Below are 23,803 nucleotides of genomic sequence, written 5' to 3'. Positions count from 1 at the left end.
GCCCTGCCCCTCTTTCCGCCGGAAAGAGGGGCGTTTTATCGCCGGAAGGCGATCAGATCCAGACGTCGTTCACCGCCGTCCGCTCGCCCCCCTCGTGGCCGGTATTCAGCACCCCGCGCGGTTCAATCAGCAGCAGCTTCGCTTCCATCTCCGCCGAGGTCTTATGTTCCACCCCGCGCGGCACGACGATCATCTCCCCGGCCTTCACCAGCACATCTCCGTCGCGGAAGTCCACGCGCAATACCCCCTCCACCACCATCAGCGTCTCATCGGTTTCCGGATGGCTGTGCCAGATAAAGTCGCCGGCGATGCGCACGATCTTGAACTGATAGTCGTTCATTTCGGCCACCACTTTGGGCTGCCATTGTTCGCTGAACAGGGAAAATTTGTGAGCAAGATTAACGAGTTGATACATAGGCTGTCTCCTTGTGATAAAGGCAGTCAGCATAGTTCGCCGCGCCGCGGTCACGCTTGAACGATTGTGCAACCTGCGCCGCCTTAGCCGCGGATCGCCCGCAGCCAGCGCCCCGGAGAGAGGCCAAAGCGGCTGATAAACTGGCGCGTCATGTGGCTCTGGTCGGCAAAACCCGCCTCGGCGGCAATATCCACCAGACGCTCCCCGGCGCGCATCCGCTGGCGACAAAAATCGAGCCGGCGCATCATGACGTAACGCCACGGACTGGTGCCATACAGCGTTCTGAAATCGCGGCTCAGGCTCCAGCGGTCCCGGCCGCTGACCTGCGACAGGATGTCGAGGGTCATATCCTGCATAAAACAGGCATGGATATACTCCCGGGCCCTCTCCGCCGCCTGATAATCAAACGCCTGGCGACGGGAACGCTGCCCACCGACCACGGCCAGGGTCTGCGCCAGGTCGTACAGGGCGTCCTCTTCCTCCAGCGGCTCGAAGGTAGCCGTGACCGCTTTCAACAACGGTTGCGCGGCGCGACGTAGCCGTGGATCCGCCGACAGGCCGCCGGGGATAAACGGCAATGGCCTGCCGCCGAGTATCTTCTGGATCAACGCGGGTTCGATATAGGCCATGCGGTAGTGAAACCCCGCCTCGGTGCCCGCCTCGCCATCGTGTATTTCGTCCGGGTGAAGGACCATCGTCCCGCCGGGCAGACTGTGCTGTAGCCCGCCGCGATAGTGAAAGCTCTGCACGCCGGCGATCGTCTGGCCGATGGCGTAGGTGTCATGCCGGTGCGGCTCATAGCCGTGGCCGCCGAAGAAGGCTTCGATGCGCTCCGTCCGACTGGGCGACTGCGCCAGCCTGACCCAGTCCGCGCTCTGCTGCTGAGACATAATGGATAACCTGCGGCGTCATTGAGGGATAATTCCAGCACTATTACACAAAAAATTAACATCACCAACCCGCCGCTGCCCGCGCCCTGCCGCTGGGCGTTTGCTGAAATTACGCATAGAATGAAGGAGTTCCATGCCCGTGCGCAAAAGGCGCCGCCCAACGCCGACCGGCCCGGCGATGCTGCACGCCGTTTGTATAAAAAGCTTTATTTAACAGCTGTTTATATTTTTCGTATATAATAAGCGTCAGACTACTTTCGAAATTGCAAGGGAGAACAGCCATGCGCGTACTCGTGGTTGAGGATAATGCCCTGCTGCGTCACCACCTCAAAGTTCAGCTACAGGAGCTGGGCCATCAGGTCGATGCCGCAGAGGATGCCAAGGAAGCGGATTACTATCTGGGCGAACATCTCCCGGATATCGCCATCGTCGATCTCGGTCTGCCGGACGAAGATGGATTATCGTTGATCCGCCGCTGGCGCAGCCACGACGTGTCACTGCCGGTGCTGGTGCTGACCGCCCGCGAAGGTTGGCAGGATAAAGTCGAAGTGCTGAGCGCCGGGGCGGATGATTACGTCACCAAGCCTTTCCATATTGAAGAGGTTGCCGCCCGCATGCAGGCGCTGCTGCGCCGCAATAGCGGCCTGGCCTCGCAGGTGATCTCTCTGCCGCCGTTCCAGGTCGACCTCTCCCGGCGCGAGCTGTCGGTGAACGACCAGCCGATCAAGCTGACGGCTTTTGAGTACACCATTATGGAAACCCTGATCCGCAATCGCGGCAAAGTGGTCAGTAAAGATTCGCTGATGCTCCAGCTTTACCCGGATGCCGAACTGCGTGAAAGCCATACCATCGACGTGCTGATGGGCCGGCTGCGTAAGAAAATTCAGGCTGAATACCCGCAGGACGTCATCACCACGGTGCGCGGCCAGGGCTATCTGTTCGAACTGCGCTGATGAAGGGACTGTTGCGGCATATTTTCCCGCTGTCGTTACGGGTTCGCTTCCTGCTGGCGACCGCCGGGGTGGTGCTGGTGCTCTCCCTGGCTTATGGCATGGTGGCGCTGGTGGGCTACAGCGTCAGCTTCGATAAAACCACCTTCCGTCTGCTGCGCGGCGAGAGCAATCTCTTTTATATGCTGGCCAAATGGGAGAACGGCGCCATTGACGTCGATATCCCGGAAAATCTGAATATGGAAAGCCCGACGGTGACCCTTATTTACGATGAGAAGGGCAAACTGTTGTGGGCGCAGCGCGATGTCCCCTGGCTGACAAAACGCATTCAACCGGATTGGCTAAAACGCAATGGCTTCCATGAAATTGAAGCCGATGTCGACAGCAGCAGTATGTTATTGCGCAATAACCATGAGGTTCAGGAACAGCTGGACGCCATCCGCGAACAAGGCGACGATTCGGAGATGACCCACTCGGTGGCGATCAACTTCTACCCGGCCACCAGCAAAATGCCCCAGCTCAGTATCGTGGTGGTCGACACCATCCCGGTGGAGCTCAAGCGCAGCTATATGGTGTGGAGCTGGTTTATCTACGTGCTGGCCGCCAACCTGTTGCTGGTGATCCCCCTCCTGTGGGTCGCCGCCTGGTGGAGCCTGCGCCCCATCGAGTCGCTGGCCAAAGAGGTGCGCGAGCTGGAGGAACATCACCGCGAGAAGCTCAATCCCAACACCACCCGCGAGCTGACCCGGCTGGTCAGCAACCTTAACCGGCTGGTTCGCAGCGAGCGTGAACGCTATGACAAATACCGCACCACCCTCACCGATCTCACCCACAGCCTGAAAACGCCGCTGGCGGTGATGCAGAGCACGTTGCGCTCGCTGCGCGGCGAGAAGATCAGCGTTGACGAGGCGGAGCCGGTGATGCTGGAGCAGATCAGCCGTATTTCGCAGCAGATTGGTTACTATCTGCATCGCGCCAGCATGCGCAGCGGCGGCACCTTGCTGAGCCGGGAGCTGCACCCGATCGCCCCCCTGCTCGACAGCCTGACCTCCGCCCTCAATAAGGTTTATCAGCGCAAGGGGGTCAATATCTCGCTCGACATCTCGCCGGAGATCAGTTTTGTCGGCGAGCAGAACGATTTTATGGAAGTGATGGGTAACGTTCTCGATAACGCCTGTAAGTACTGTCTGGAGTTCGTGGAGGTTTCCGTGCGCCAGACCACCGACAGCCATCTGCACATTCTGGTGGAAGACGATGGGCCGGGGATCCCGCCGAGCCAGCGCCGCGCTGTCTTCGACCGCGGTCAGCGGGCGGATACTCTGCGTCCCGGCCAGGGGGTGGGGCTCTCCGTCGCCCGGGAAATCGTCGAACAATATGACGGGGAGATCATCGCCGGCGAGAGCCTGCTCGGCGGCGCCTGCATGGAGGTGGTGTTTGGCCGCCAGCTGATGGAAGATAAAGAGAGTTAATCGTTGAGTTTTTTCACGGCGCCTGCATCGCCGGGGCGCCGCATCCGTTATAATCCCTGTCAGACACCTGCAGTGGAATATCAATATGGATTATCAATTAACGCTTAACTGGCCCGACTTTATCGAACGCTACTGGCAAAAACGGCCGGTGGTATTGAAGCGCGGCTTCGCCAATTTTATCGACCCGCTGAGCCCGGACGAACTGGCTGGACTGGCCATGGAGAGCGAGGTCGATAGCCGCCTTGTCAGCCATCAGGATGGAAAATGGCAGGTCAGTCACGGTCCCTTCGAAAGCTACGATCACCTGAGCGAAAACAACTGGTCCCTGCTGGTACAGGCGGTCAACCACTGGCATGAGCCGTCGGCGGCGCTGATGCACCCGTTCCGCGCCCTGCCGGACTGGCGTATCGACGACCTGATGATCTCCTTCTCTGTACCGGGCGGCGGCGTCGGCCCGCATCTGGATCAGTATGATGTGTTTATCATCCAGGGCACTGGCCGTCGGCGCTGGCGCGTCGGGGAAAAAGTGCCGATGAAACAGCACTGCCCGCATCCGGACCTGCTGCAGGTTGACCCCTTCGAGGCGATCATCGATGAAGAGATGGAGCCGGGCGATATTCTCTATATTCCGCCAGGATTCCCGCATGAGGGATATTCGCTGGAAAATTCGCTGAACTATTCGGTCGGCTATCGCGCGCCGAATGCCCGCGAGCTGTTCAGCGGCTTTGCCGACTACGTTCTCCAGCGCGAACTGGGCAGCCAGCGCTACGCCGATCCGGACGTGCCCCCCCGCGACCATCCGGCGGATATTTTACCGGCCGAACTCGACCGCCTGCGCGAGATGATGCTGGGGCTGATTAACCAACCGGAGCACTTTAAGCAGTGGTTCGGCGAGTTTATCACTCAGTCGCGTCATGAGCTCGACGTCGCGCCGCCGGAGCCGCCGTATCAGCCCGATGAAATTTACGATGCCCTGCAGCAGGGCGATACCCTGGAACGCTTGGGCGGCCTGCGGGTGCTGCGCATTGACGGCGAGGTGTTCGTCAATGGCGAGAAGATCAACTCTCCGCACCGCCCGGCGCTGGACGCCTTAGCCACCCACCTGACGCTGCGCGCCGACCATTTTGGCGATGCGCTGGAAGATCCCTCTTTCCTCGCCATGCTGGCGGCGCTGGTCAACAGCGGCTACTGGTTCTTTGGCGACTGAGTGCCATCCTGCCCGGCGGCGCTGCGCTTGCCGGGCCTACGGGTTCCGCGGTCACCTGTTGGACCCCAGGCCGGATAAGGCGTTAGCCGCCATCCGGCACGAAGACAGGCACCCGCTCTGCTGTTGACCGCCCGGCGGCGCTGCGCTTGCCGGGCCTACGGGGTCAGCAGTCACCGGTTGGACCGTAGGCCGGATAAGGCGCAGCCGCCATCCGGCATAAAGACGAGTACCCGCTCTGCTGTTGACCGCCCGGCGGCGCTGCGCTTGCCGGGCCTACGGGGTCCGCGGTCACCGGTTGGACCGTAGGCCGGATAAGGCGTTAGCCGCCATCCTGCATAAAGACGAGTACCCGCTCTGCTGTTGACCGCCCGGCGGCGCTGCGCTTGCCGGGCCTACGGGTTCCGCGGCCACCGGTTGGACCGTAGGCCGGAAAAGGCGTTAGCCGCCATCCGGCATAAAGACGAGTACCCGCTCTGCTGTTGACCGCCCGGCGGCGCTGCGCTTGCCGGGCCTACGGGTTCCGCGGCCACCGGTTGGACCGTAGGCCGGAAAAGGCGCAGCCGCCATCCGGCGTCTTGTCCGACACGCGGCCCTACCGGGCTGCCTGAGAAGATTAATGCCCTTTTCGTGCCGCCGTCAGCTCGGCGATACGCACGATCACCTGCACCGCTTTCTCCATCCCTTCCAGGGTGACAAACTCATGTTTGCCGTGATAGTTGTAGCCGCCGGTAAACAGGTTCGGGCATGGCAGTCCCATAAACGAGAGCTGCGCCCCGTCGGTACCGCCGCGGATCGGCTTCATCTGCGGTTCGATATCGCAGTCCACCATGGCCTGGCGGGCAATATCGACCACGTGCGGATGGGCGATCACCTGCTCATGCATATTGTAATAACTGTCCTCGATCACCAGCTCGATATAGCAGTCCGGGTGCAGCCCCTTGCCCACCTTTTTGGCGATCTCCATCATCTTGCGCTTGCGCGCCTCGAAGTGCTTACGGTCAAAATCGCGGATGATGTAGTGCATCTCGGCCCGATCGACGCTGCCTTTGATGCTGGTGAGATGATAAAAGCCTTCATAGCCTTCGGTAGTCTCCGGCGCCTCGTCGGCCGGCACTTCGGCATGAATCCGCGCGGCCAGCGACAGCGCGTTGACCATCACCCCTTTCGCAGTGCCGGGGTGCACGTTGTTGCCGACGATCTTAATGGTCACCGAGGCGGCATTGAAGTTTTCAAACTCCAGTTCGCCGACCCCGCCGCCGTCAACGGTATAGGCCCAGCGGGCGTCAAAGGCCTCGACGTCGAAATGTTTCGCCCCTTTTCCGACCTCTTCATCGGGGGTGAAGGCCACGCGGATATCGCCGTGGGGGATATTTTTCGCCTGCAGGGTCGCCAGCGCGGTCATGATCTCGGCGATGCCGGCCTTGTCGTCCGCCCCCAGCAGCGTTTTCCCGTCGGTGGTGATCAGCGTCTGACCCAAAAGCTGATGCAGAACCGGGAACATCACCGGGGAGAGCACCTCATCGCCGATACCCAGCGCAATATCGCCGCCGCGATAGTTTTCGACAATCTGCGGGTTAACGTTTTTGCCGCTGAAATCCGGGGAGGTGTCGACGTGAGAGATAAAGCCGATGGCCGGGATATCGCCCTCGACGTTGGCAGGCAGGGTTCCCATTACCGTCCCTTTTTCACTCAGCGTTACCTTGACCAGTCCCATTTCTTCCAGCTGCGCCTGCAACAGGCGTAACAGCTTCCACTGCCCTTCCGTGCTGGGGACCTGACGAACGCCAGGCTTCGACTGCGTGTCCAAAGAAACGTACTGCAAAAAACGCTCAAGCAATTTATCCATGTAGCCACCCTCTTCTTTTGTGACAACATTATTGATAAGCCAGAAAAGACAAATATTGCGTCAGGTCATTCTTAGCCCGTAAAGCGAAATTTAATAACGGAACCGACGTTATGGTGTAAAGGTAGACTATGCAGGCGTATCAAGGATTGGCGATTACCCTCGTTTGCCGTAGAATGCTGGCCCTTATTAAAAACGTGCAACCCCAAAGGTGGTTAATCACAAACCCCGCAGCGGTCGGAAGTTTCCGTTGCGTCTACATGGGACAGAGTCAAAAATTGAATATACAACCGCGTTCGCGTTCGCCGCTGGTGCAACTGGCGGGAATTCGCAAAAGCTTTGATGGTAAAACGGTCATCGATAACCTTAACCTGACCATCAACAATGGTGAGTTTCTCACCCTGCTTGGCCCCTCTGGCTGCGGTAAAACCACCGTTCTGCGCCTTATCGCCGGCCTGGAAAACGTCGACAGCGGACGGATCCATCTCGAAGATCACGATATCACTCATGTTCCGGCGGAAAACCGCCACGTTAATACCGTATTCCAAAGCTACGCCCTGTTTCCGCATATGACGGTGTTCGAGAACGTCGCCTTCGGCCTGCGGATGCAGAAAACCCCGGCGGCGGAAATCACTCCGCGGGTGATGGATGCCTTAAAGATGGTGCAGCTGGAGGCGTTTGCCCAGCGCAAACCGCACCAGCTCTCCGGCGGCCAGCAGCAGCGCGTGGCCATCGCCCGCGCGGTGGTCAACAAACCGCGCCTACTGCTGCTCGATGAGTCCCTTTCGGCGCTGGATTACAAGCTGCGTAAGCAGATGCAGAACGAACTGAAAGCGCTGCAGCGTAAGCTCGGCATCACCTTCGTCTTCGTCACGCACGACCAGGAAGAGGCCCTGACCATGTCCGATCGCATCGTGGTGATGCGTGATGGCAAAATCGAACAGGACGGCACCCCGCGCGAGATCTACGAAGAGCCAAAAAACCTGTTCGTCGCCAGCTTTATCGGCGAGATCAATATCTTCGACGCCACGGTCATTGAACGCATCGACGAACAGCGCGTGCGGGCCAGCGTGGAAGGGCGTGAATGCAACATCACCGTCAATTTTGCGGTGGAGGCCGGCCAGCGTCTGCATGTCCTGCTGCGCCCGGAAGATCTGCGCGTCGATGAGATCCACCACAACAGCGACGCCGACGGCCTGATCGGCTATGTGCGCGAGCGCAACTATAAGGGCATGACCCTCGAGTCGGTGGTGGAGCTGGAAAACGGCAAAATGGTGATGGTCAGCGAATTCTTTAATGAAGACGACCCGGATTTCGACCACTCTCTTGACCAGAAAATGTCTATCAATTGGGTGGAGAGCTGGGAGGTGGTGCTGGCCGATGAAGAACACCAGTAAATTCCAGAATGTGGTGATCGCCACCATCGTCGGTTGGCTGGTGCTGTTTGTCTTTCTGCCCAACCTGATGATCATCGCCACCAGCTTCCTGACCCGCGACGACGCTAACTTCGTCAAGCTGGTCTTCACGCTGGACAACTACTCGCGGCTGCTGGATCCGCTCTATTACGACGTGCTGCTGCATTCGCTGAACATGGCGCTGCTGGCGACCCTCGCCTGCCTGGCGCTGGGCTACCCGTTTGCGTGGTTCCTTGCCCGGCTGCCGCAGAAGGTGCGGCCCCTGCTGCTGTTCCTGCTGATCGTTCCCTTCTGGACCAACTCGTTGATCCGCATCTACGGGCTGAAGATTTTCCTCAGCACCAAAGGCTACCTGAACGAGTTTCTCCTGTGGCTGGGAGTGATCGACACGCCGATACGCATTATGTTCACCCCGTCGGCGGTGATTATCGGCCTGGTGTACATCCTGCTGCCGTTTATGGTGATGCCGCTCTACTCCAGCATTGAGAAACTGGATCGGCCGCTGCTGGAAGCGGCGAAAGATCTCGGCGCCAGCAAGCTGCAGACGTTTATCCGCATCATCATTCCGCTGACCATGCCGGGGATCATCGCCGGCTGCCTGCTGGTCATGTTGCCGGCGATGGGGCTGTTCTACGTTTCCGACCTGATGGGCGGCGCCAAGAACCTGCTGATCGGCAATGTGATCAAGAGCCAGTTCCTCAATATTCGCGACTGGCCGTTTGGCGCGGCAACCAGCATTACCTTAACCCTGGTGATGGGCCTGATGCTGTTGATTTACTGGCGCGCGGCGCGCCTGCTGAATAAAAAGGTGGAGCTGGAATGATCGGTCGACTGCTGCGCGGCGGCTTTATGACCGCCATCTACGCGTATCTCTACATCCCTATTATTATTCTGATCGTTAACTCGTTTAACCGGTCGCGTTTCGGCATCAACTGGCAGGGGTTCACCACCGACTGGTATAGTCTGCTGATGAACAACGATAGCCTGCTGCAGGCCGCCCAGCACTCGCTGACCATGGCGGTGCTGTCGGCGACCTTCGCCACCCTTATCGGCTCGCTAACCGCCGTGGCGCTGTACCGCTACCGTTTTCGCGGCAAACCGTTCGTTAGCGGCATGCTGTTTGTAGTGATGATGTCGCCCGATATTGTCATGGCCATCTCCCTGCTGGTGCTGTTTATGCTGATTGGCGTCCAGCTTGGCTTCTGGTCGCTGCTGTTTTCGCATATCACCTTTTGCCTGCCGTTTGTGGTGGTCACCGTTTACTCCCGGCTGAAAGGCTTCGATGTGCGGATGCTGGAGGCGGCGAAAGATCTGGGCGCCAGCGAGATGACCATCCTGCGCAAAATCATCCTGCCGCTGGCCCTGCCGGCGGTGGCGGCCGGGTGGCTGCTGAGCTTCACGCTGTCGATGGATGACGTGGTGGTCTCCTCGTTCGTCACCGGTCCGGGGTATGAAATCCTGCCGCTGAAGATCTATTCGATGGTCAAGGTCGGCGTTTCGCCAGAGGTGAACGCTCTGGCAACGATACTGTTGGTTCTGTCGCTGGTGATGGTCATCGCCAGTCAGTTAATTGCACGTGATAAAACTCAGGGGACGTTAAAATGAAAAAATGGTCGCGCCACCTGCTCGCGGCGGGCGCTCTGGCAATCGGCATGAGCGCCGCCCACGCGGACGACAGCAAAACGCTCTACTTCTATAACTGGACCGAATATGTGCCGCCGGGCCTGCTGGAGCAATTCACCAAAGAGACCGGCATCAAGGTTATCTACTCGACCTACGAGTCGAACGAAACCATGTACGCCAAGCTCAAGACCTATAAAGACGGGGCGTACGACCTGGTCGTCCCGTCGACCTACTTCGTCGACAAGATGCGTAAAGAAGGCATGCTGCAGAAGATCGATAAGAGCAAGCTGACTAACTTCAGCAACCTCGATCCGCAGATGCTGAACAAACCGTTCGACCCGAATAACGACTACTCCATCCCCTACATCTGGGGGGCGACGGCCATCGGCGTCAACAGCGACGCTATCGATCCGAAAACCGTCACCAGCTGGGCCGACCTGTGGAAGCCGGAATACAAAAGCAGCCTGCTGCTGACCGACGACGCGCGCGAAGTGTTCCAGATAGCGCTGCGTAAGCTGGGCTATTCCGGCAACACGACCGACCCGAAAGAGATTGAAGCCGCCTATAACGAGCTGAAAAAACTGATGCCCAACGTCGCGGCGTTTAACTCCGATAACCCGGCGAACCCGTATATGGAAGGCGAAGTGAACCTCGGCATGGTATGGAACGGTTCGGCTTACGTCGCCCGCCAGGCCGGTACGCCGCTGGAAGTGATCTGGCCGAAAGAAGGCGGCATCTTCTGGATGGACAGCCTGTCGATCCCGGCAAATGCGAAAAACGTCGACGGCGCGCTGAAGTTGATTAACTTCCTGCTACGCCCGGATGTCGCCAAGCAGGTCGCGGAAACCATCGGCTACCCCACGCCAAACCTGGCGGCGCGCAAAATGCTCAGCCCGGCCGTGGCCAACGATAAATCGCTCTATCCGGACGCCGCCACCATCGAGAAAGGCGAATGGCAAAATGACGTCGGCAGCGCCAGCGCTATTTATGAAGAGTATTACCAGAAGCTGAAAGCGGGCCGCTAATCCCGCAGGGCGGAACCGCGGTTCCGCCCTTTTTTTGCTCTCACTTTAGCCCCTCAGCGCGCACCAGAGGATCGCCGGCAGCTTGCGCCAGCGCGGCCGATGGTAAAAATCCACTAGCCGCTGCGCCACCGCTTCCTGCCCCCGGTGAGTAATAAACCAGGGCGGCAGGGGCATCAGCGTCAGTTCGCCATGCCGCAGACTGCGCGGAAACGGCCGAAACGGCGCCTCAATCACCGTGCGCTCGGTTTTCTCCAGCATAAAGCTGTTATGCACCTTGCCCTGCCCGCTCTGAATATCGTCGAGCCTGTGGCCGGGAAACGCCCCCCACGGGCAGGGAGCTAACAGGAAGGCCACCCCGCTCCAGCAGTTGATCGCCACCGTGCCATAGCGCAGCTCGGCGATCAGCGCGTTAAAACGCTTACGCCCAATCGCCTTGCGGGTGCGCGGGTGGATCACAATATTGGCCCCTAGCGTGCCCTGCAGCCGCTGATTGGCATAGCCGATCGCCTGGCGCAAAAAGCTTTCCGCGCTGTCGGCCTCAAGGCGGGTGATCGACAGCCCCGGGCCAAAGACCTCCTGCTGGCAGAAGTCCGGATCATCCTCGGTGTTCGCCACAATCAACGGCAGCGCGTCGCCGCGGACTATCTCCAGCGGCTGACGGGCGCGCAGGCGAAAGTCAGTCAGCCGGTTTTCCGCGCCGGGGTAATAGTCCGGACGGGTATTGGCGGCGATCAGCCGGTACAGCTGATTAAGCAGGGCCGACGCCGGCTCCCAGCCCTGCTGCAGGATCAGCACCTGGCTGGCCACGCAGTTAAACCCGCCATTGTTCATCTTCTGCGTCGCCAGCTGCTGCGCCTGAAAAGCGATATCCGCCTCGCTCCACGGACCGGGGACGATAATGGTAGGGCTGACGCCGCCCAGCTCCGAGGTCACCCGACGCGGGTTCAGCGGCGTCCCGGCGGCCCGACGCTGGCGAGCCGCCTCACCATCGCCCCAGACGATAGCGTCATGGCTCTCCCGCGAGCCGGTGATATGGATCTCATCGACAGCGGGATGGGTGGTCAGCCACGCCCCCGCCTGGACGTCGCCGGTGACGATGCGGAGCGCATCCATGGCGATCAGCGGCGCCAGAGCCTGAGCCAGCAGATCGTGCAGATAATCATTCACCGGGTTGAGCTTCAGCAGGCAGACCTGATTTTCAATAAACAGTTTGTGTAATACGTCCAGCGGCGCGATAGCGGCCACATTCCCGGCGCCGAGCACCAGCGCCAGCTTGCCCTGCCGCGCGGCCGGCGGGATATCGTATGCGGCTGCCGCGCAGCGATCGAGATTGGCCCGGGTGACCCCCGGCTGCATCCAAATTTCAGCGCGAACACCAGACAGCAACAGTCGATCCCAGAGCGTGCCGGGCACCACCCGCAGCGCCAGGCGGCCGTCCGCCAGCGTCCGCAGCGGGATCCGCCGGAGAAAGGTTTTCTCCTCCAGCTGCTCCAGGGTGGCGATAAGCCCGTTGCAGCCGACCATCAGCGCGCAGGGACCTGCCAGCCACTCTTCGCCCGTCAGCGGATCGCCTGGCGGTAGTCCTTTGGCCCTCGCCGCCGCCTCCACCCACGCAGGAGCAATTGAAGCCAGGGCATCCTTGATCTGGCGCAGGAGCGCCAGACGACGATTCACTGAGGTCTCCGCCCAGCGCTGGCGCGCCGCCGACAAGGCGTGCAGCGCTGCGTCATACTGAGAGCAGGTCGTCAGACCGGGTCGCGCGTGGCTCATTTTCCCTCACTCATTAAAATCTCTCCATAGGCCTGGCGCAGCTGATTTTTGAGCACCTTGCCCGTGGCGCTGACCGGTAGCGCATCGACAAATATCACCCGGTCCGGGATCTGCCATTTGGGCACCCGTTTCTCAAACCAGGCCAGCAGATCGCTCTCTTCCACTTCGCCCCCTTCCACGCGAACGCACAGCAGCACCGGCCGCTCGTCCCAGCGCGGGTGGCGGGCGGCGATGGCCGCCGCGCTGCGCACCGCCTGATGGGCGATGGCGATATTCTCCAGCTCAACGGTGGAGATCCACTCGCCGCCGGACTTGATGATATCCTTTGCCCGATCGCTGATCACCAGATAACCATTGGCGTCGAGCGTACCGATATCGCCGGTATCAAACCAGCCTGTCGCGGTCAGGGCGCTTTCGTCCTGACCATAGTACTGCTCCACCACCCAGTGCCCTCTGACCTGCAGATATCCCTGACTTTGGCCGTCCATCGGCAGTGGGTCGCCCTCGACATCCACCACCTGTAGCTCGATGCCAAAAATAGGCCGCCCCTGACCGGTACGCTGTTTTTGCTGCTCCGGCGCCGGGAGTGCGTCATGTTTGCTCAACAGCGTGTTAATGGTGCCGATGGGCGATGTTTCGGTCATTCCCCAGGCGTGGATCAGCGTAATGCCGTAATCGTGCTGAAAGGCCTCCATCATCGACGGCGGCAGCGCGGAGCCCCCGACAAACGCGCGTTTAAAATCAGGCAGCCGCATGTCCGACCGTCGCATCGTCGCCAACAGACCGGCCCAGATCACCGGCACGCCGAACGCCACCGTCACCTTCTCGGCGGCCAGCAGCTGCAGCAGGCTGTCGCCATCGAGGTGCGGCCCCGGCAGCACCAGCCGCGCGCCGACCATGGCGGCGATAAACGGCGTCCCCCACGCGTTGACATGGAACATCGGCACCACCGGCAACAGGCTATCCCTGGCCGAGATCCCGGCGGCGTCCGGCTGATTGCCGCTCAGGGCATGCAGGACCAGCGAACGATGGGTATTCAACACCCCTTTCGGTCGGCCGGTGGTCCCCGAGGTGTAGCAGAGCGAGGCCGGCGTCAGTTCATTGAGCGGCGGCCAGCGATAGTCTGCCATCCCCTGCTGCAACAGTTCGTCAAAAAACAGCAATGAGGGCAGCTGGCTGAGCGCCGCTTCGCTGCGGGGCGCCATCAGCACGACGTGTTTCACCGTCGGCAGCTGCGGCAGCAGCTGCGCCACCAGCGGCAAAAAGGTCTGGTCAAAGAACAGCACCTCGTCGGCGGCGTCGTTGAGGATATACCGCAGATGGTCAACCGACAGCCGCGGATTGACGGTGTGCGTCACCCAGCCGCCGGAGGCGACGGCGAAATAGATCTCCAGGTGGCGGCGATTGTTCCATGCGAGGGTGGCGCAGCGGGCGCCCGGCGGCAGCCCCAGCGACGCCAGCGCCGATGCCAGCCGCTGAGCGCGGCTGGCCACTTCCCCCCAGCAGCTGCGCTCTTTCTCACCGCCGGCGCCCACCGAAACGATCTCCGTCTCGCTGTGGTATTGCGCCGCATGGCTGAGCAGCGCGGTGGTGGTGAGATCCTGATAAATCATCGGTGACGGCATGGCGGGGTCTCCTTTGCAGACTTCCGGGCGGGGGAACAGGGTCGCGGCGCGAACGTGCGGGCGCCTATTGAATCTGGTCTACATTTGCCGGTATGCACAAAAAAACGTACAGAAATCAGCGGTCACGCACAAAATAGAGTAGGAAATCGCTCAGAAAGGAGAAGCCGAGAATGACAGGATGGAGGTCATTGCCCGGCGCCGGTCCGGGCGATATCGTCAGAGCGACCGCCGGGGGCTGACGGTAGCCAGGAGAAAGTTATGCGCGTCTCAGGGGGAAGCGGATCAGCGTCGTCCACCGTCGCACTGGCCTTTGTCCTTCCCTTTTTGGCTCGCCGTTGCACAAAATCTTCAATGATGCCGAAGAGCCCGTTGAGGGGTTTCCACAGCACCACCAGCAGCAGCATGGGGCCGTATATCCGCACACCGCCCGTCGCGACCTGACCGGTGAACAGCAGGGCTAAGCCATCCAGCAGCAGGCACAACGCGCTGCCGGTGCCGATCAACAGGCACAGCAGGAAGAGGATCGGTCGGCTATCGGCGTATTCAGGTAGCGCACGCTGGCTCCAGACGCCGACGATAATGGCCGCGATCAAGGCGATCGATGCAATGACCAGGGGATGATGCATGGTCTGACTCCTGTCATGACGTGACATCCTTGTCAACAGCGCTGCCGGAAGCGGTGGGCGTCGCCCTGGCCACCGGCAGGCTGATTCAGTTTACAGCGCGTTTTCCTGCAGCAGCTTATCGATAAAGGCGGGTACCACTTCGCTTGCCAGCCCGTAGTGCTTTTCGGCAAACTCGCTGCCCACCTGGCTGGGCTCGAGGTTCAGTTCAACCGTATGGGCGCCGTGCAGTCGCGCCTCGTGCACAAAGCCGGCCGCCGGATACACGTGGCCGGAGGTGCCGATGGCGATAAAAATATCCGCTTCGGCCAGCGCGCTGTAGATCTCGTCCATCCCCAGCGGCATTTCGCCAAACCAGACCACGTGCGGACGCAGCGCCGCCGGGAACTGGCAGCAGTGGCATTTGTCCTCTGCGGTGACGTCCCCGGTCCACTCCAGCACCTGGCCGCTCCACGAACAGCGCACCTTCAGCAGCTCGCCGTGCATATGGATCACCCGGCGGTTGCCGGCGCGTTCGTGCAGATTATCGATATTCTGGGTGACCAGCAGAAAATGGTCGCCCAGCAGATCCTCCAGACGCGCCAGCGCCAGATGCGCCGCGTTCGGCGCGATCTCCGGACTCTGCAGCTGACGACGGCGGGCGTTGTAGAACGCCTGCACCAGCGCCGGGTCGCGGGCGAAGCCTTCCGGCGTCGCCACATCTTCCACCCGATGCTCTTCCCACAGGCCATCGGCCGCGCGGAAAGTTTTGATCCCCGACTCCGCCGATATGCCCGCACCGGTTAACACCACCACTCTCGGTTTGGCCATCGCTTCAGGCTTCATCCTGTCCTCCCTAAAGAAAATCCGCTGACGCAGACGGTCACGCAACTGACGTTTATTGCGACGAAAACGGCTCAATCGATGTAAACGGCGCGACTGCATAGCTACCTCTGTGGTTAATGGGTCAGATGAAGGAAGGCCGCACCGCGCATTCCCCCGGCATCGCCGTGACGCGCGCGCTCAATGCGCGGTACCCTGGCGACCGGCAGAAGATGGCGCGGCAATCGCTGCGCCAGCCCTTCGCTAATGGCCGTAAAGTTAGATAATCCACCGCCGAGCACCAGCAAATCCGGGTCGACAATGGTCAGTATATTTCCCAGACACACCGCCAGCAGATCGAGATAGCGCTCCACGTGCGCCTGGGCGCGCGGATCGTGCTGCTGCCACTGCGCCACAATCTCCGGCGAGGTAAGCGGTTGCTGATAAAAATGTTCATACAGCCAGGCGAAACCGCGGCCGGAGAGATAATTTTCAATGCAGCCCAGCTGGCCGCAGCCGCAGCGAAGCAGCGGAAAATCACGCCCGACCACCTCCAGGGCATCCACCGGCAGACGAATATGACCAAACTCGCCGGTGATATAGCTATGTCCGGTAATCGATTTACCGTTCAACACCAGGCCGCCGCCCACGCCGGTGCCGAGGATCAGCCCCATCACCAGCGGGTATTGCGTAAACTCATCGTCCCACGCTTCCGACAGCGCGAAGCAGTTGGCGTCATTATCGAGGCGCACATCGCGCCCCAGTCGCGCGCTGAGGTCGGCGCGCAGCGGCCGGCCGCTGGCGGCAGGCACGTTAGCGGCATACAGCGTGCCGTCCGCCGTCTCCGGCATTCCCGGGATACCGATCCCAACCGTCCCCTGCCGGTCGAAGCGCGCATCGGCCTCGCGGACCAGCGCCTCCACCGCCTGGAGAAAATCCTCATAACTGTTTTTCGGCGTGGCGACGCGTTTTTCCCACTGCAGCCGCCGCTCCTGATTAAATACGCCCAGCGCTATCTTGCTGCCGCCAATGTCAAATCCATAGTACATTTCAGCAATTCCTCTTGTGTCGTCAGCCAGGCCGACGATGACGATAAATTACTGGCCACTCAGCACCCTCGCCGGGTCGATACGGCTGGCGCGGCGGGCGGGATACCAGCTGGCCAGCAAACTCAGCAACAGTGCTGTCACCAGCACATAAAAGACGTCCAGCCAGTGCAGTTCAGACGGCAGGAAGTCAATAAAATAGATGTCGCCGGAGAGGAATTTATGCCCAATCAGGTATTCGATGCCGTTGATGATTGACGTCAGATTCAACGCGCAGATCACGCCGATCACCACCCCGAACAGGCTGCCTACCGATCCGGCTAATAAACCATACCACACGAAAATCGCGCGAATTAAGCCGTCTTTTGCGCCAAGCGTGCGCAGCACCGCAATATCGCCGCTTTTGTCTTTGACCGCCATCACCAGCGTCGAGACGATGTTGAAGCAGGCCACGCCGATCACCAGCACCATCGCCAGGTACATAATGGCGCGGATCATCTGGATATCGCGATACATATAGCCGTAGGTGCCAATCCAGCTCTTGATGTAGACGTAGCTGTTGGTCACCTCGCCGGCGTCGCGCACCAGCTTGTTAGCATGGAAAACGTCGGTGACCTTGATGGCGATGCCGGTCACGCTGCCGCCCATCTCCAGGTACTGCTGCGCATCCTGCATCGGGATCATGGCAAAACTATGATCGAGCTGGCCGCTCAGCTGTAAAATACCGGTCACATGCAGCCTGACGCGTTTCGGCTGCAGCAGTTGATGGTCGGCGTCGGCGTTAGGGATCATGATCGACACCCAGTCCCCCCGCTTCACGTGCAGGGCATCGGCGACCCCTTTACCCAGAATCACCTGCTGTTCGCCGGCCTTGAAGCCGGCCCACGCGTTATTCTGCACAAAGGTGGGCAGCGCGCTGAGCCGGATTTCCTGCTGCGGGTCGACCCCTTTCACCTGGATGGCGCGCATATTGCTGCCGCTCTCCACCAGGCCGGTGAAGTTAATATAGGGCGCCGCCGCAACAATCCCCTTCACCTTCTGCACCTTCGCCAGCGCCTCCTGCCAGTTATTCCACGGCTGGTTCACGGGTTCAATTTCACCGTGCGGCACCACCGCCAGCACGCGGTGGTTCAGCTCGCGCTCAAAGCCGTTCATCGCGCTGAGACCGACGATCAGCACCGCCACCCCCAGCGCAATGCCGATGGTGGAGATCACCGAGATCAGCGACACCATGCCGCCGCGCCGCCGGCCGCGGCTGAAACGCAATGCAATTAATAACGATAACGGAGAGGCCATTACTCGGCCCCCATCAGGGTCAGGTCGGCGGTCAGGCGGCCATCGCGCATCTCCAGCTGGCGGCTCATCCGCTTCGCCAGCTGCAGGTCGTGGGTCACCACCAGAAACGCGGTGCGCTGCGCGAGGTTCAGTTCGCCCAGCAGCTGGAAGATGCTGTCCGCGTTGCGGGCGTCGAGGTTCCCGGTCGGCTCATCCGCCAATACCAGCCGCGGTTTGTTCACCAGCGCGCGGGCAATCGCCACCCGCTGGCGTTCGCCGCCGGAGAGCTCCGACGGACGGTGATGGCTGCGGTGTTCAAGCCCGACCGCATGCAGCATCGCTTTCGCCTGACGTTCAATGTCCGCCGGCTTCTTTTTGCCAATCAGCAGCGGCATCGCCACGTTTTCCAGCGCGCTAAAGTCCGGCAGCAGATGGTGGAACTGATAGATAAAGCCCAGCTCGCGGTTGCGCAGGTCGGCGCGCGCGGCGGTAGAGAGCTTGCTCATCGGCTGGCCGGAGAAAATCACGTCGCCAGAGGTGGGCGTATCGAGGCCGCCCAGCAGATGCAGCAGGGTACTTTTGCCGGAGCCGGAGGTGCCGACGATGGCCATCATCTCGCCTTCATCAATGCTGAAGCTGACATTGTGCAGGACATCGGTTTGCACATTGCCTTCCTGATAGCGTTTGCACAGGTTGTCGCATTGCAGCAGGATCTTATTCATAACGTAAAGCCTCAGCGGGTTGAGTGGCGGCAGCGCGCCAGGAAGGGTACAACGTAGACAACAATGCCAGCGCCATCGCCACCAGGGCGATCACGACGACCTGCAGCGGCTCAATCGCCACCGGCAGCGCCGCGCCGTCAAGGAAGGCGCCGATGATCGGCATTAAATTATTCAACTGGCTGGCCAGCAGCGCGCCAAGCACGGCTCCCAGCAGCGCGCCGACGATCCCGGCGCTGGCGCCCTGCACCATAAAGACGGCCATAATCTGTCGCGGCGTCAGCCCCTGGGTCTGCAGGATCGCCACTTCGCCCTGCTTCTCCATCACCATCATCCCCAGCGAGGTAATAATGTTGAAGGCCGCGACGGCGACGATCAGGCTGAGCAGCAGGCCCATCATATTTTTCTCCATACGCACCGCCTGGAACAGTTCGCCCTTGCGCTCGCGCCAGTCCTGCCACTGGGTGCCCGACGGCAGCGTCTGCTGGCTGAGGGTATCCACTTGCAGCGGTTTATCCAGCCACAGGCGCCAGCCGGTGATATTCCCCAGCGGGTAGCGCATCAAACGGGAAGCGTCGTCGATGTTGGTCAGCATCTGATAACCATCGACTTCGCTGTTGGCGGCGAAGGTGCCGATGACTGTAAACAGACGTTGGCTCGGCACGCGTCCCATCGGCGTAAACTGGCTGGCGGAGGGGACCATCACGCGAATTTTATCGCCGCGATTCACCCCCAGCTGGCCCGCCAGCTGCTCGCCGAGAATCACGTTATATTTGCCCGCCTGCAGATCGCTCTGTTTGACGTTCACCAGGTACGGTGTCAGGGGATCGTTCTGCGCCGGGTCGATGCCCAGCATCACGCCGACCGCCACGCTGCGCGCGCTCTGCAGCACCACGTCGCCGGTGGTGATCGGCGCCACGCGGGTGACGCCCTGGAGTTTCGCCTCGCGCTCCGGCAGCTGTTGGGGATTCACCGAACCCTGTTTGGCGCTAAGAATGGCCTGGGGCATCAGCCCCAGGATGTTGTTTTGCAGTTCGCGTTCAAAGCCGTTCATCACCGACAGGACCGTCACCAGCGCCATGACGCCGAGGGTAATACCGATGGTGGAAAGCCAGGAGACGAAACGACCGAAGCGGTCGGCTGCGCGCCCGCGCATATAGCGCAGGCCGATAAAGAGTGCGGCAGGTTGGTACATGTCATCCATCTGGTTGCTGATAGCCGATTCCCGAGTATATAAGCGATTAGGGGCAGCGTAAATGACTGATACCTGACGACTTTATTAGCAATAATCCTAAAAATCAAGCAAATACAAACGGATAGATATGTACTTACTTATTAATCTTTACGCTTATCGACAGCGCTGACCTTTCTTCACTCAACACGCGATGGCAATTCGGGTTGGCGAATCCAGACCAATCGCGGATAATCACACTATTGAATATCAGCGAGTTGCCCTCCATATCGGCAGAGCGAATCCCTAAGAGACCATGAAACCGTCTATGCCTGAACAATATCGATACTCATTGCCGGTGAAAGCCGGTGACCAGCGCCAGCTTGGCGAGTTGACCGGCGCAGCCTGCGCCACCCTGGTGGCGGAGATGGCCGAACGCCACAAGGGCCCGGTGGTGCTGGTGGCGCCTGACATGCAAAACGCGCTGCGTCTGAACGACGAGATCAGGCAGTTCACCGACAGCCTGGTGATGGGGCTGGCGGACTGGGAAACGCTCCCTTACGACAGCTTCTCGCCGCATCAGGACATCATCTCCTCCCGTCTTGCCACCCTTTACCAGTTACCCACTATGCAGCGCGGCGTACTGATCGTCCCGGTCAGCACGCTGATGCAGCGCGTCTGTCCGCACAGCTTCCTTCACGGCCACGCGCTGGTGATGAAAAAGGGTCAGCGCCTGTCGCGCGATGCGCTGCGCGATCAGCTCGAGGGGGCCGGCTACCGCCATGTCGATCAGGTGATGGAGCATGGCGAATACGCCACCCGCGGCGCGCTGCTCGACCTGTTCCCGATGGGCAGCGACCAGCCCTACCGCCTCGATTTCTTTGACGATGAAATCGACAGCCTGCGCCTGTTCGACGTCGACAGCCAGCGCACGCTGGAGGAAGTGGCGGCCATTAACCTGCTGCCGGCGCACGAATTCCCCACCGACCAGACCGCCATCGAGCTGTTCCGCAGTCAGTGGCGCGACCGCTTTGAGGTGAAACGCGATGCCGAGCATATCTATCAGCAGGTCAGTAAAGGGACGCTGCCTGCCGGTATCGAATACTGGCAGCCGCTGTTCTTCAGCGAGCCGCTGCCGCCGTTATTTAGCTATTTCCCGGCCAGCACGCTGATCGTCAACACCGGCGATCTCGAGGCCAGCGCGGAGCGTTTCCAGAATGAAGCCCGCGCCCGCTTTGAAAACCGCGGCGTCGATCCGATGCGCCCGCTCCTGCCGCCGGAACTACTGTGGCTGCGCAGCGATGAGCTGTTCAGCGAACTGAAAAAGTGGCCGCGCGTTCAGCTGAAAACCGAGCGCCTGGCCGAAAAAGCAGCGAATACCAACCTGGGCTACCAGACGCTGCCGGACCTCGCCGTCCAGGCGCAAAACAAAGCGCCGCTGGATAATCTGCGCCGCTTCCTCGAAGCGTTTGCCGGCCCGGTGATCTTCTCCGTTGAAAGCGAGGGTCGCCGGGAAGCGCTGAGCGAAATGCTGGCGCGGATCAAAATTGCGCCGAAACACCTGCTGCGCCTGGAGGAAGCCACCGGCAACGGGCGCTATCTGATGATTGGCGCCGCCGAGCACGGGTTTATCGACAGCCAGCGCGGCCTGGCGCTGATTTGCGAGAGCGACCTGCTCGGCGAGCGCGTAGCGCGCCGTCGTCAGGATTCCCGTCGCACCATTAACCCTGACACGCTAATTCGCAACCTTGCCGAACTGCATATCGGCCAGCCGGTCGTTCACCTGGAACACGGCGTGGGCCGCTATGCGGGGATGACCACCCTGGAGGCGGGCGGCATCACCGGCGAATACCTGATGCTGACCTACGCCAACGATGCCAAATTATACGTTCCGGTCTCCTCCCTGCATCTTATCAGTCGCTACGCCGGCGGAGCGGAAGAGAACGCGCCCCTGCACAAGCTGGGCGGCGATGCCTGGACCCGGGCGCGGCAAAAAGCGGCCGAGAAGGTACGCGACGTCGCGGCCGAACTGCTGGATATCTACGCCCAGCGCGCGGCGAAAGCCGGGTTTGCCTTTAAACACGACCGCGAACAGTATCAGCTGTTCTGCGACGGTTTCCCGTTTGAAACCACGCCGGATCAGGCGCAGGCGATCAACGCCGTCCTCAGCGATATGTGCCAGCCGCTGGCCATGGACCGCCTGGTGTGTGGCGATGTGGGCTTCGGCAAGACCGAAGTGGCCATGCGCGCCGCCTTCCTCGCCGTGGAGAACCACAAACAGGTGGCGGTACTGGTGCCGACCACCCTGCTGGCTCAGCAGCACTATGACAACTTCCGCGATCGTTTCGCCAACTGGCCGGTACGCATCGAAATGCTCTCCCGCTTCCGCAGCGCTAAAGAGCAGGCGCAGATCCTCGAGCAGGCCGCGGAAGGCAAAATCGATATCTTGATCGGCACCCATAAGCTACTGCAGAGCGAGGTGAAGCTGCGCGATCTGGGGCTGCTGATCGTCGACGAAGAGCACCGGTTTGGCGTGCGGCATAAAGAGCGCATCAAAGCGATGCGCGCCGATGTCGATATCCTGACCCTCACCGCCACGCCGATCCCGCGAACGCTGAACATGGCGATGAGCGGGATGCGGGATCTGTCGATCATCGCCACGCCGCCGGCGCGCCGCCTGGCGGTAAAGACCTTCGTTCGCGAATACGATGCGCTGGTCGTGCGCGAGGCGATCCTGCGTGAAACGCTGCGCGGCGGTCAGGTTTACTACCTGTTTAATGACGTCGAGAACATCCAGAAAGCCGCCGACAAGCTGGCGGAGCTGGTGCCTGAGGCGCGGATCGCCATCGGCCACGGTCAGATGCGGGAGCGCGAGCTGGAGCGGGTGATGAATGACTTCCATCACCAGCGCTTCAATGTGCTGGTGTGCACCACCATCATCGAAACCGGGATCGACATTCCCACCGCCAACACCATCATTATCGAACGCGCCGACCACTTTGGCCTCGCCCAGCTGCACCAGCTGCGCGGCCGCGTTGGCCGCTCCCATCACCAGGCCTATGCCTGGCTGCTGACGCCGCACCCGAAGGCGATGACCACCGATGCGCAAAAGCGCCTCGAAGCCATTGCCTCGCTGGAAGATCTTGGCGCCGGCTTTGCGCTGGCGACCCACGATCTGGAGATCCGCGGCGCCGGGGAGCTGCTGGGCGAAGATCAGAGCGGTCAGATGGAGACCATCGGCTTCTCCCTGTATATGGAGCTGCTGGAGAATGCGGTAGATGCCCTGAAAGCCGGGCGCGAGCCGTCGCTGGAAGATCTCACCAGCCAGCAGACGGAAGTCGAACTGCGCATGCCTTCCCTGCTGCCTGATGATTTCATCCCCGACGTCAATACCCGTCTGTCGTTCTATAAGCGCATTGCCAGCGCCAAAAACGAACAGGATCTGGAGGAGATCAAAGTCGAGCTGATCGATCGTTTTGGCCGGCTGCCCGACGCCGCCCGCAATCTGCTGGATATCGCCCGTCTGCGTCAGCAAGCGCAGAAGCTGGGGATCCGTAAGCTGGAGAGCAATGAAAAAGGCGGCGTGATCGAATTTAACGAGAAAAACAACGTCAATCCGGTGTGGTTGATCGGCCTGCTGCAGAAGCAGCCGCAGCACTTCCGCCTGGACGGGCCGACGCGCCTGAAGTTCATGCAGGATCTCGAGGAGCGTAAGACGCGGATGGATTGGGTTCGCCAGTTCATGCGCCAGCTGGAAGAGAACGCCGTCGCCTGATCGCGGGGGAGATACGGCCGGTACGCCGTATCTCCCTTTTCACATATCTGGCAATCTTTACAAACATTTTGCAATCCGCCTGGATTTCCCCACACAGACTCACGCCATAATCTCATCTCCTTTTTCATATAAAAATAACCAGTTATATATTTTGGAGTTAT

The 23,803-nt window shown here is 60.5% G+C and carries 19 protein-coding genes and 1 pseudogene; 8 read left to right on the top strand and 12 right to left on the bottom strand.

The window, feature by feature from the left end:
• Nucleotides 1-52: 52 nt before the first annotated feature.
• Together ACOI7Z_RS06195 and ACOI7Z_RS06190 are read right to left on the bottom strand one after the other, a co-directional pair.
• Nucleotides 53-415, bottom strand: a complete 363-nt coding sequence (locus tag ACOI7Z_RS06195) for a cupin domain-containing protein (protein WP_086075508.1) — start codon at nt 413-415, stop codon at nt 53-55.
• An 83-nt stretch (nt 416-498) separates the two neighbouring features.
• On the bottom strand, nt 499-1,305 hold the full coding sequence (locus ACOI7Z_RS06190) for an AraC family transcriptional regulator (protein WP_023289162.1): 807 nt from the start codon (nt 1,303-1,305) through the stop codon (nt 499-501).
• Between the two features lie 281 nt (nt 1,306-1,586).
• On the opposite strand from ACOI7Z_RS06190, the gene phoP reads away from it, so the two are divergent.
• From phoP to ACOI7Z_RS06175, 3 genes are all read left to right on the top strand, one after another.
• Nucleotides 1,587-2,258 (top strand): two-component system response regulator PhoP, encoded by a 672-nt coding sequence (phoP, locus tag ACOI7Z_RS06185; protein ID WP_004206636.1) that lies wholly within the window; start codon nt 1,587-1,589, stop codon nt 2,256-2,258.
• A complete protein-coding gene (gene phoQ / locus ACOI7Z_RS06180) occupies nt 2,258-3,724 on the top strand; it encodes a two-component system sensor histidine kinase PhoQ (RefSeq protein ID WP_004206635.1) in 1,467 nt (488 codons plus the stop codon). Before phoP ends, phoQ begins: the two co-directional genes overlap by 1 nt.
• 85 nt (nt 3,725-3,809) lie before the next feature.
• On the top strand, nt 3,810-4,931 hold the full coding sequence (locus ACOI7Z_RS06175; RefSeq protein WP_087848972.1) for a cupin domain-containing protein: 1,122 nt from the start codon (nt 3,810-3,812) through the stop codon (nt 4,929-4,931).
• Nucleotides 4,932-5,544: 613 nt separating this feature from the next.
• On the opposite strand, the gene pepT is transcribed toward ACOI7Z_RS06175, so the two are convergent.
• Nucleotides 5,545-6,777, bottom strand: a complete 1,233-nt coding sequence (pepT, locus tag ACOI7Z_RS06170; protein ID WP_023289160.1) for a peptidase T — start codon at nt 6,775-6,777, stop codon at nt 5,545-5,547.
• Between the two features lie 257 nt (nt 6,778-7,034).
• Between pepT and potA the strand changes: the two genes are divergently transcribed.
• From potA to potD, 4 genes are read left to right on the top strand one after another with little or no spacing between them, the layout of a single operon-like run.
• A complete protein-coding gene (gene potA / locus ACOI7Z_RS06165) occupies nt 7,035-8,171 on the top strand; it encodes a spermidine/putrescine ABC transporter ATP-binding protein PotA (RefSeq protein WP_087848973.1) in 1,137 nt (378 codons plus the stop codon).
• Nucleotides 8,155-9,012, top strand: coding sequence for a spermidine/putrescine ABC transporter permease PotB (potB, locus tag ACOI7Z_RS06160; protein WP_004150812.1), 858 nt, complete (start codon nt 8,155-8,157; stop codon nt 9,010-9,012). The genes potA and potB overlap by 17 nt, the downstream gene beginning before the upstream one ends.
• The gene (potC, locus tag ACOI7Z_RS06155; RefSeq protein WP_004150813.1) at nt 9,009-9,794 is read left to right on the top strand and encodes a spermidine/putrescine ABC transporter permease PotC; all 786 of its coding nucleotides are present in this window, start codon (nt 9,009-9,011) and stop codon (nt 9,792-9,794) included. The genes potB and potC overlap by 4 nt, the downstream gene beginning before the upstream one ends.
• Nucleotides 9,791-10,837 (top strand): spermidine/putrescine ABC transporter substrate-binding protein PotD, encoded by a 1,047-nt coding sequence (potD, locus tag ACOI7Z_RS06150; protein WP_023289157.1) that lies wholly within the window; start codon nt 9,791-9,793, stop codon nt 10,835-10,837. Before potC ends, potD begins: the two co-directional genes overlap by 4 nt.
• Nucleotides 10,838-10,882: 45 nt before the next feature.
• Here potD and ACOI7Z_RS06145 read toward each other — a convergent pair whose 3' ends face one another.
• The 9 genes and pseudogenes from ACOI7Z_RS06145 to ACOI7Z_RS06105 all read right to left on the bottom strand — a co-directional run bounded on the left by ACOI7Z_RS06145 (nt 10,883) and on the right by ACOI7Z_RS06105 (nt 20,156).
• A complete protein-coding gene (locus ACOI7Z_RS06145; RefSeq protein ID WP_087848974.1) occupies nt 10,883-12,607 on the bottom strand; it encodes an aldehyde dehydrogenase family protein in 1,725 nt (574 codons plus the stop codon).
• Nucleotides 12,604-14,232, bottom strand: a complete 1,629-nt coding sequence (locus ACOI7Z_RS06140; protein ID WP_087848975.1) for a long-chain fatty acid--CoA ligase — start codon at nt 14,230-14,232, stop codon at nt 12,604-12,606. The genes ACOI7Z_RS06145 and ACOI7Z_RS06140 overlap by 4 nt, the downstream gene beginning before the upstream one ends.
• Nucleotides 14,233-14,514: 282 nt before the next feature.
• Nucleotides 14,515-14,858: pseudogene (locus ACOI7Z_RS06135) on the bottom strand (hypothetical protein).
• Nucleotides 14,859-14,948: 90 nt separating this feature from the next.
• Complete coding sequence (gene cobB / locus ACOI7Z_RS06130) at nt 14,949-15,779, bottom strand: Sir2 family NAD+-dependent deacetylase (RefSeq protein WP_017898959.1); 831 nt, start codon at nt 15,777-15,779, stop codon at nt 14,949-14,951.
• 14 nt (nt 15,780-15,793) lie between these two features.
• Nucleotides 15,794-16,705: an N-acetylglucosamine kinase gene (gene nagK / locus ACOI7Z_RS06125; protein WP_087848976.1), complete on the bottom strand. Its 912-nt coding sequence runs from the start codon at nt 16,703-16,705 to the stop codon at nt 15,794-15,796.
• Between the two features lie 48 nt (nt 16,706-16,753).
• A complete protein-coding gene (gene lolE, locus ACOI7Z_RS06120; RefSeq protein ID WP_087848977.1) occupies nt 16,754-17,998 on the bottom strand; it encodes a lipoprotein-releasing ABC transporter permease subunit LolE in 1,245 nt (414 codons plus the stop codon).
• Nucleotides 17,998-18,699 (bottom strand): lipoprotein-releasing ABC transporter ATP-binding protein LolD, encoded by a 702-nt coding sequence (lolD, locus tag ACOI7Z_RS06115; protein ID WP_032452447.1) that lies wholly within the window; start codon nt 18,697-18,699, stop codon nt 17,998-18,000. Before lolD ends, lolE begins: the two co-directional genes overlap by 1 nt.
• Nucleotides 18,692-19,891 carry a lipoprotein-releasing ABC transporter permease subunit LolC gene (gene lolC / locus ACOI7Z_RS06110; protein ID WP_023289151.1) on the bottom strand — a complete coding sequence of 400 codons (1,200 nt, stop codon included), beginning with the start codon at nt 19,889-19,891 and terminating at the stop codon, nt 18,692-18,694. Before lolC ends, lolD begins: the two co-directional genes overlap by 8 nt.
• Before the next feature lie 133 nt (nt 19,892-20,024).
• The gene (locus tag ACOI7Z_RS06105; protein WP_170927825.1) at nt 20,025-20,156 is read right to left on the bottom strand and encodes a hypothetical protein; all 132 of its coding nucleotides are present in this window, start codon (nt 20,154-20,156) and stop codon (nt 20,025-20,027) included.
• Between the two features lie 39 nt (nt 20,157-20,195).
• Between ACOI7Z_RS06105 and mfd the strand changes: the two genes are divergently transcribed.
• On the top strand, nt 20,196-23,642 hold the full coding sequence (gene mfd / locus ACOI7Z_RS06100; protein ID WP_087776214.1) for a transcription-repair coupling factor: 3,447 nt from the start codon (nt 20,196-20,198) through the stop codon (nt 23,640-23,642).
• Nucleotides 23,643-23,803: the final 161 nt, after the last annotated feature.

This window comes from Klebsiella sp. C283, from assembly GCF_048822555.1.
Lineage (GTDB): Bacteria > Pseudomonadota > Gammaproteobacteria > Enterobacterales > Enterobacteriaceae > Klebsiella > Klebsiella quasipneumoniae.
Note: the sequence above shows the minus strand (reverse complement) of the source record. Positions and strands in the feature narration are given on the sequence as shown.

Bases quoted from the DNA above. Each gene is read 5' to 3' on its own strand.
- potC (WP_004150813.1), top strand. From the start codon at position 9,009: ATGATCGGTCGACTGCTGCGCGGCGGCTTTATGACCGCCATCTACGCG.
- ACOI7Z_RS06105 (WP_170927825.1), bottom strand. From the start codon at position 20,156: ATGGAGGGCAACTCGCTGATATTCAATAGTGTGATTATCCGCGATTGG.
- phoP (WP_004206636.1), top strand. From the start codon at position 1,587: ATGCGCGTACTCGTGGTTGAGGATAATGCCCTGCTGCGTCACCACCTC.
- lolD (WP_032452447.1), bottom strand. From the start codon at position 18,699: ATGAATAAGATCCTGCTGCAATGCGACAACCTGTGCAAACGCTATCAG.
- ACOI7Z_RS06190 (WP_023289162.1), bottom strand. From the start codon at position 1,305: ATGTCTCAGCAGCAGAGCGCGGACTGGGTCAGGCTGGCGCAGTCGCCC.
- ACOI7Z_RS06140 (WP_087848975.1), bottom strand. From the start codon at position 14,232: ATGCCGTCACCGATGATTTATCAGGATCTCACCACCACCGCGCTGCTC.
- potA (WP_087848973.1), top strand. From the start codon at position 7,035: ATGGGACAGAGTCAAAAATTGAATATACAACCGCGTTCGCGTTCGCCG.
- pepT (WP_023289160.1), bottom strand. From the start codon at position 6,777: ATGGATAAATTGCTTGAGCGTTTTTTGCAGTACGTTTCTTTGGACACG.
- phoQ (WP_004206635.1), top strand. From the start codon at position 2,258: ATGAAGGGACTGTTGCGGCATATTTTCCCGCTGTCGTTACGGGTTCGC.
- potB (WP_004150812.1), top strand. From the start codon at position 8,155: ATGAAGAACACCAGTAAATTCCAGAATGTGGTGATCGCCACCATCGTC.
- ACOI7Z_RS06145 (WP_087848974.1), bottom strand. From the start codon at position 12,607: ATGAGCCACGCGCGACCCGGTCTGACGACCTGCTCTCAGTATGACGCA.
- mfd (WP_087776214.1), top strand. From the start codon at position 20,196: ATGCCTGAACAATATCGATACTCATTGCCGGTGAAAGCCGGTGACCAG.
- potD (WP_023289157.1), top strand. From the start codon at position 9,791: ATGAAAAAATGGTCGCGCCACCTGCTCGCGGCGGGCGCTCTGGCAATC.
- lolE (WP_087848977.1), bottom strand. From the start codon at position 17,998: ATGGCCTCTCCGTTATCGTTATTAATTGCATTGCGTTTCAGCCGCGGC.
- ACOI7Z_RS06175 (WP_087848972.1), top strand. From the start codon at position 3,810: ATGGATTATCAATTAACGCTTAACTGGCCCGACTTTATCGAACGCTAC.
- lolC (WP_023289151.1), bottom strand. From the start codon at position 19,891: ATGTACCAACCTGCCGCACTCTTTATCGGCCTGCGCTATATGCGCGGG.
- ACOI7Z_RS06195 (WP_086075508.1), bottom strand. From the start codon at position 415: ATGTATCAACTCGTTAATCTTGCTCACAAATTTTCCCTGTTCAGCGAA.
- cobB (WP_017898959.1), bottom strand. From the start codon at position 15,779: ATGCAGTCGCGCCGTTTACATCGATTGAGCCGTTTTCGTCGCAATAAA.
- nagK (WP_087848976.1), bottom strand. From the start codon at position 16,705: ATGTACTATGGATTTGACATTGGCGGCAGCAAGATAGCGCTGGGCGTA.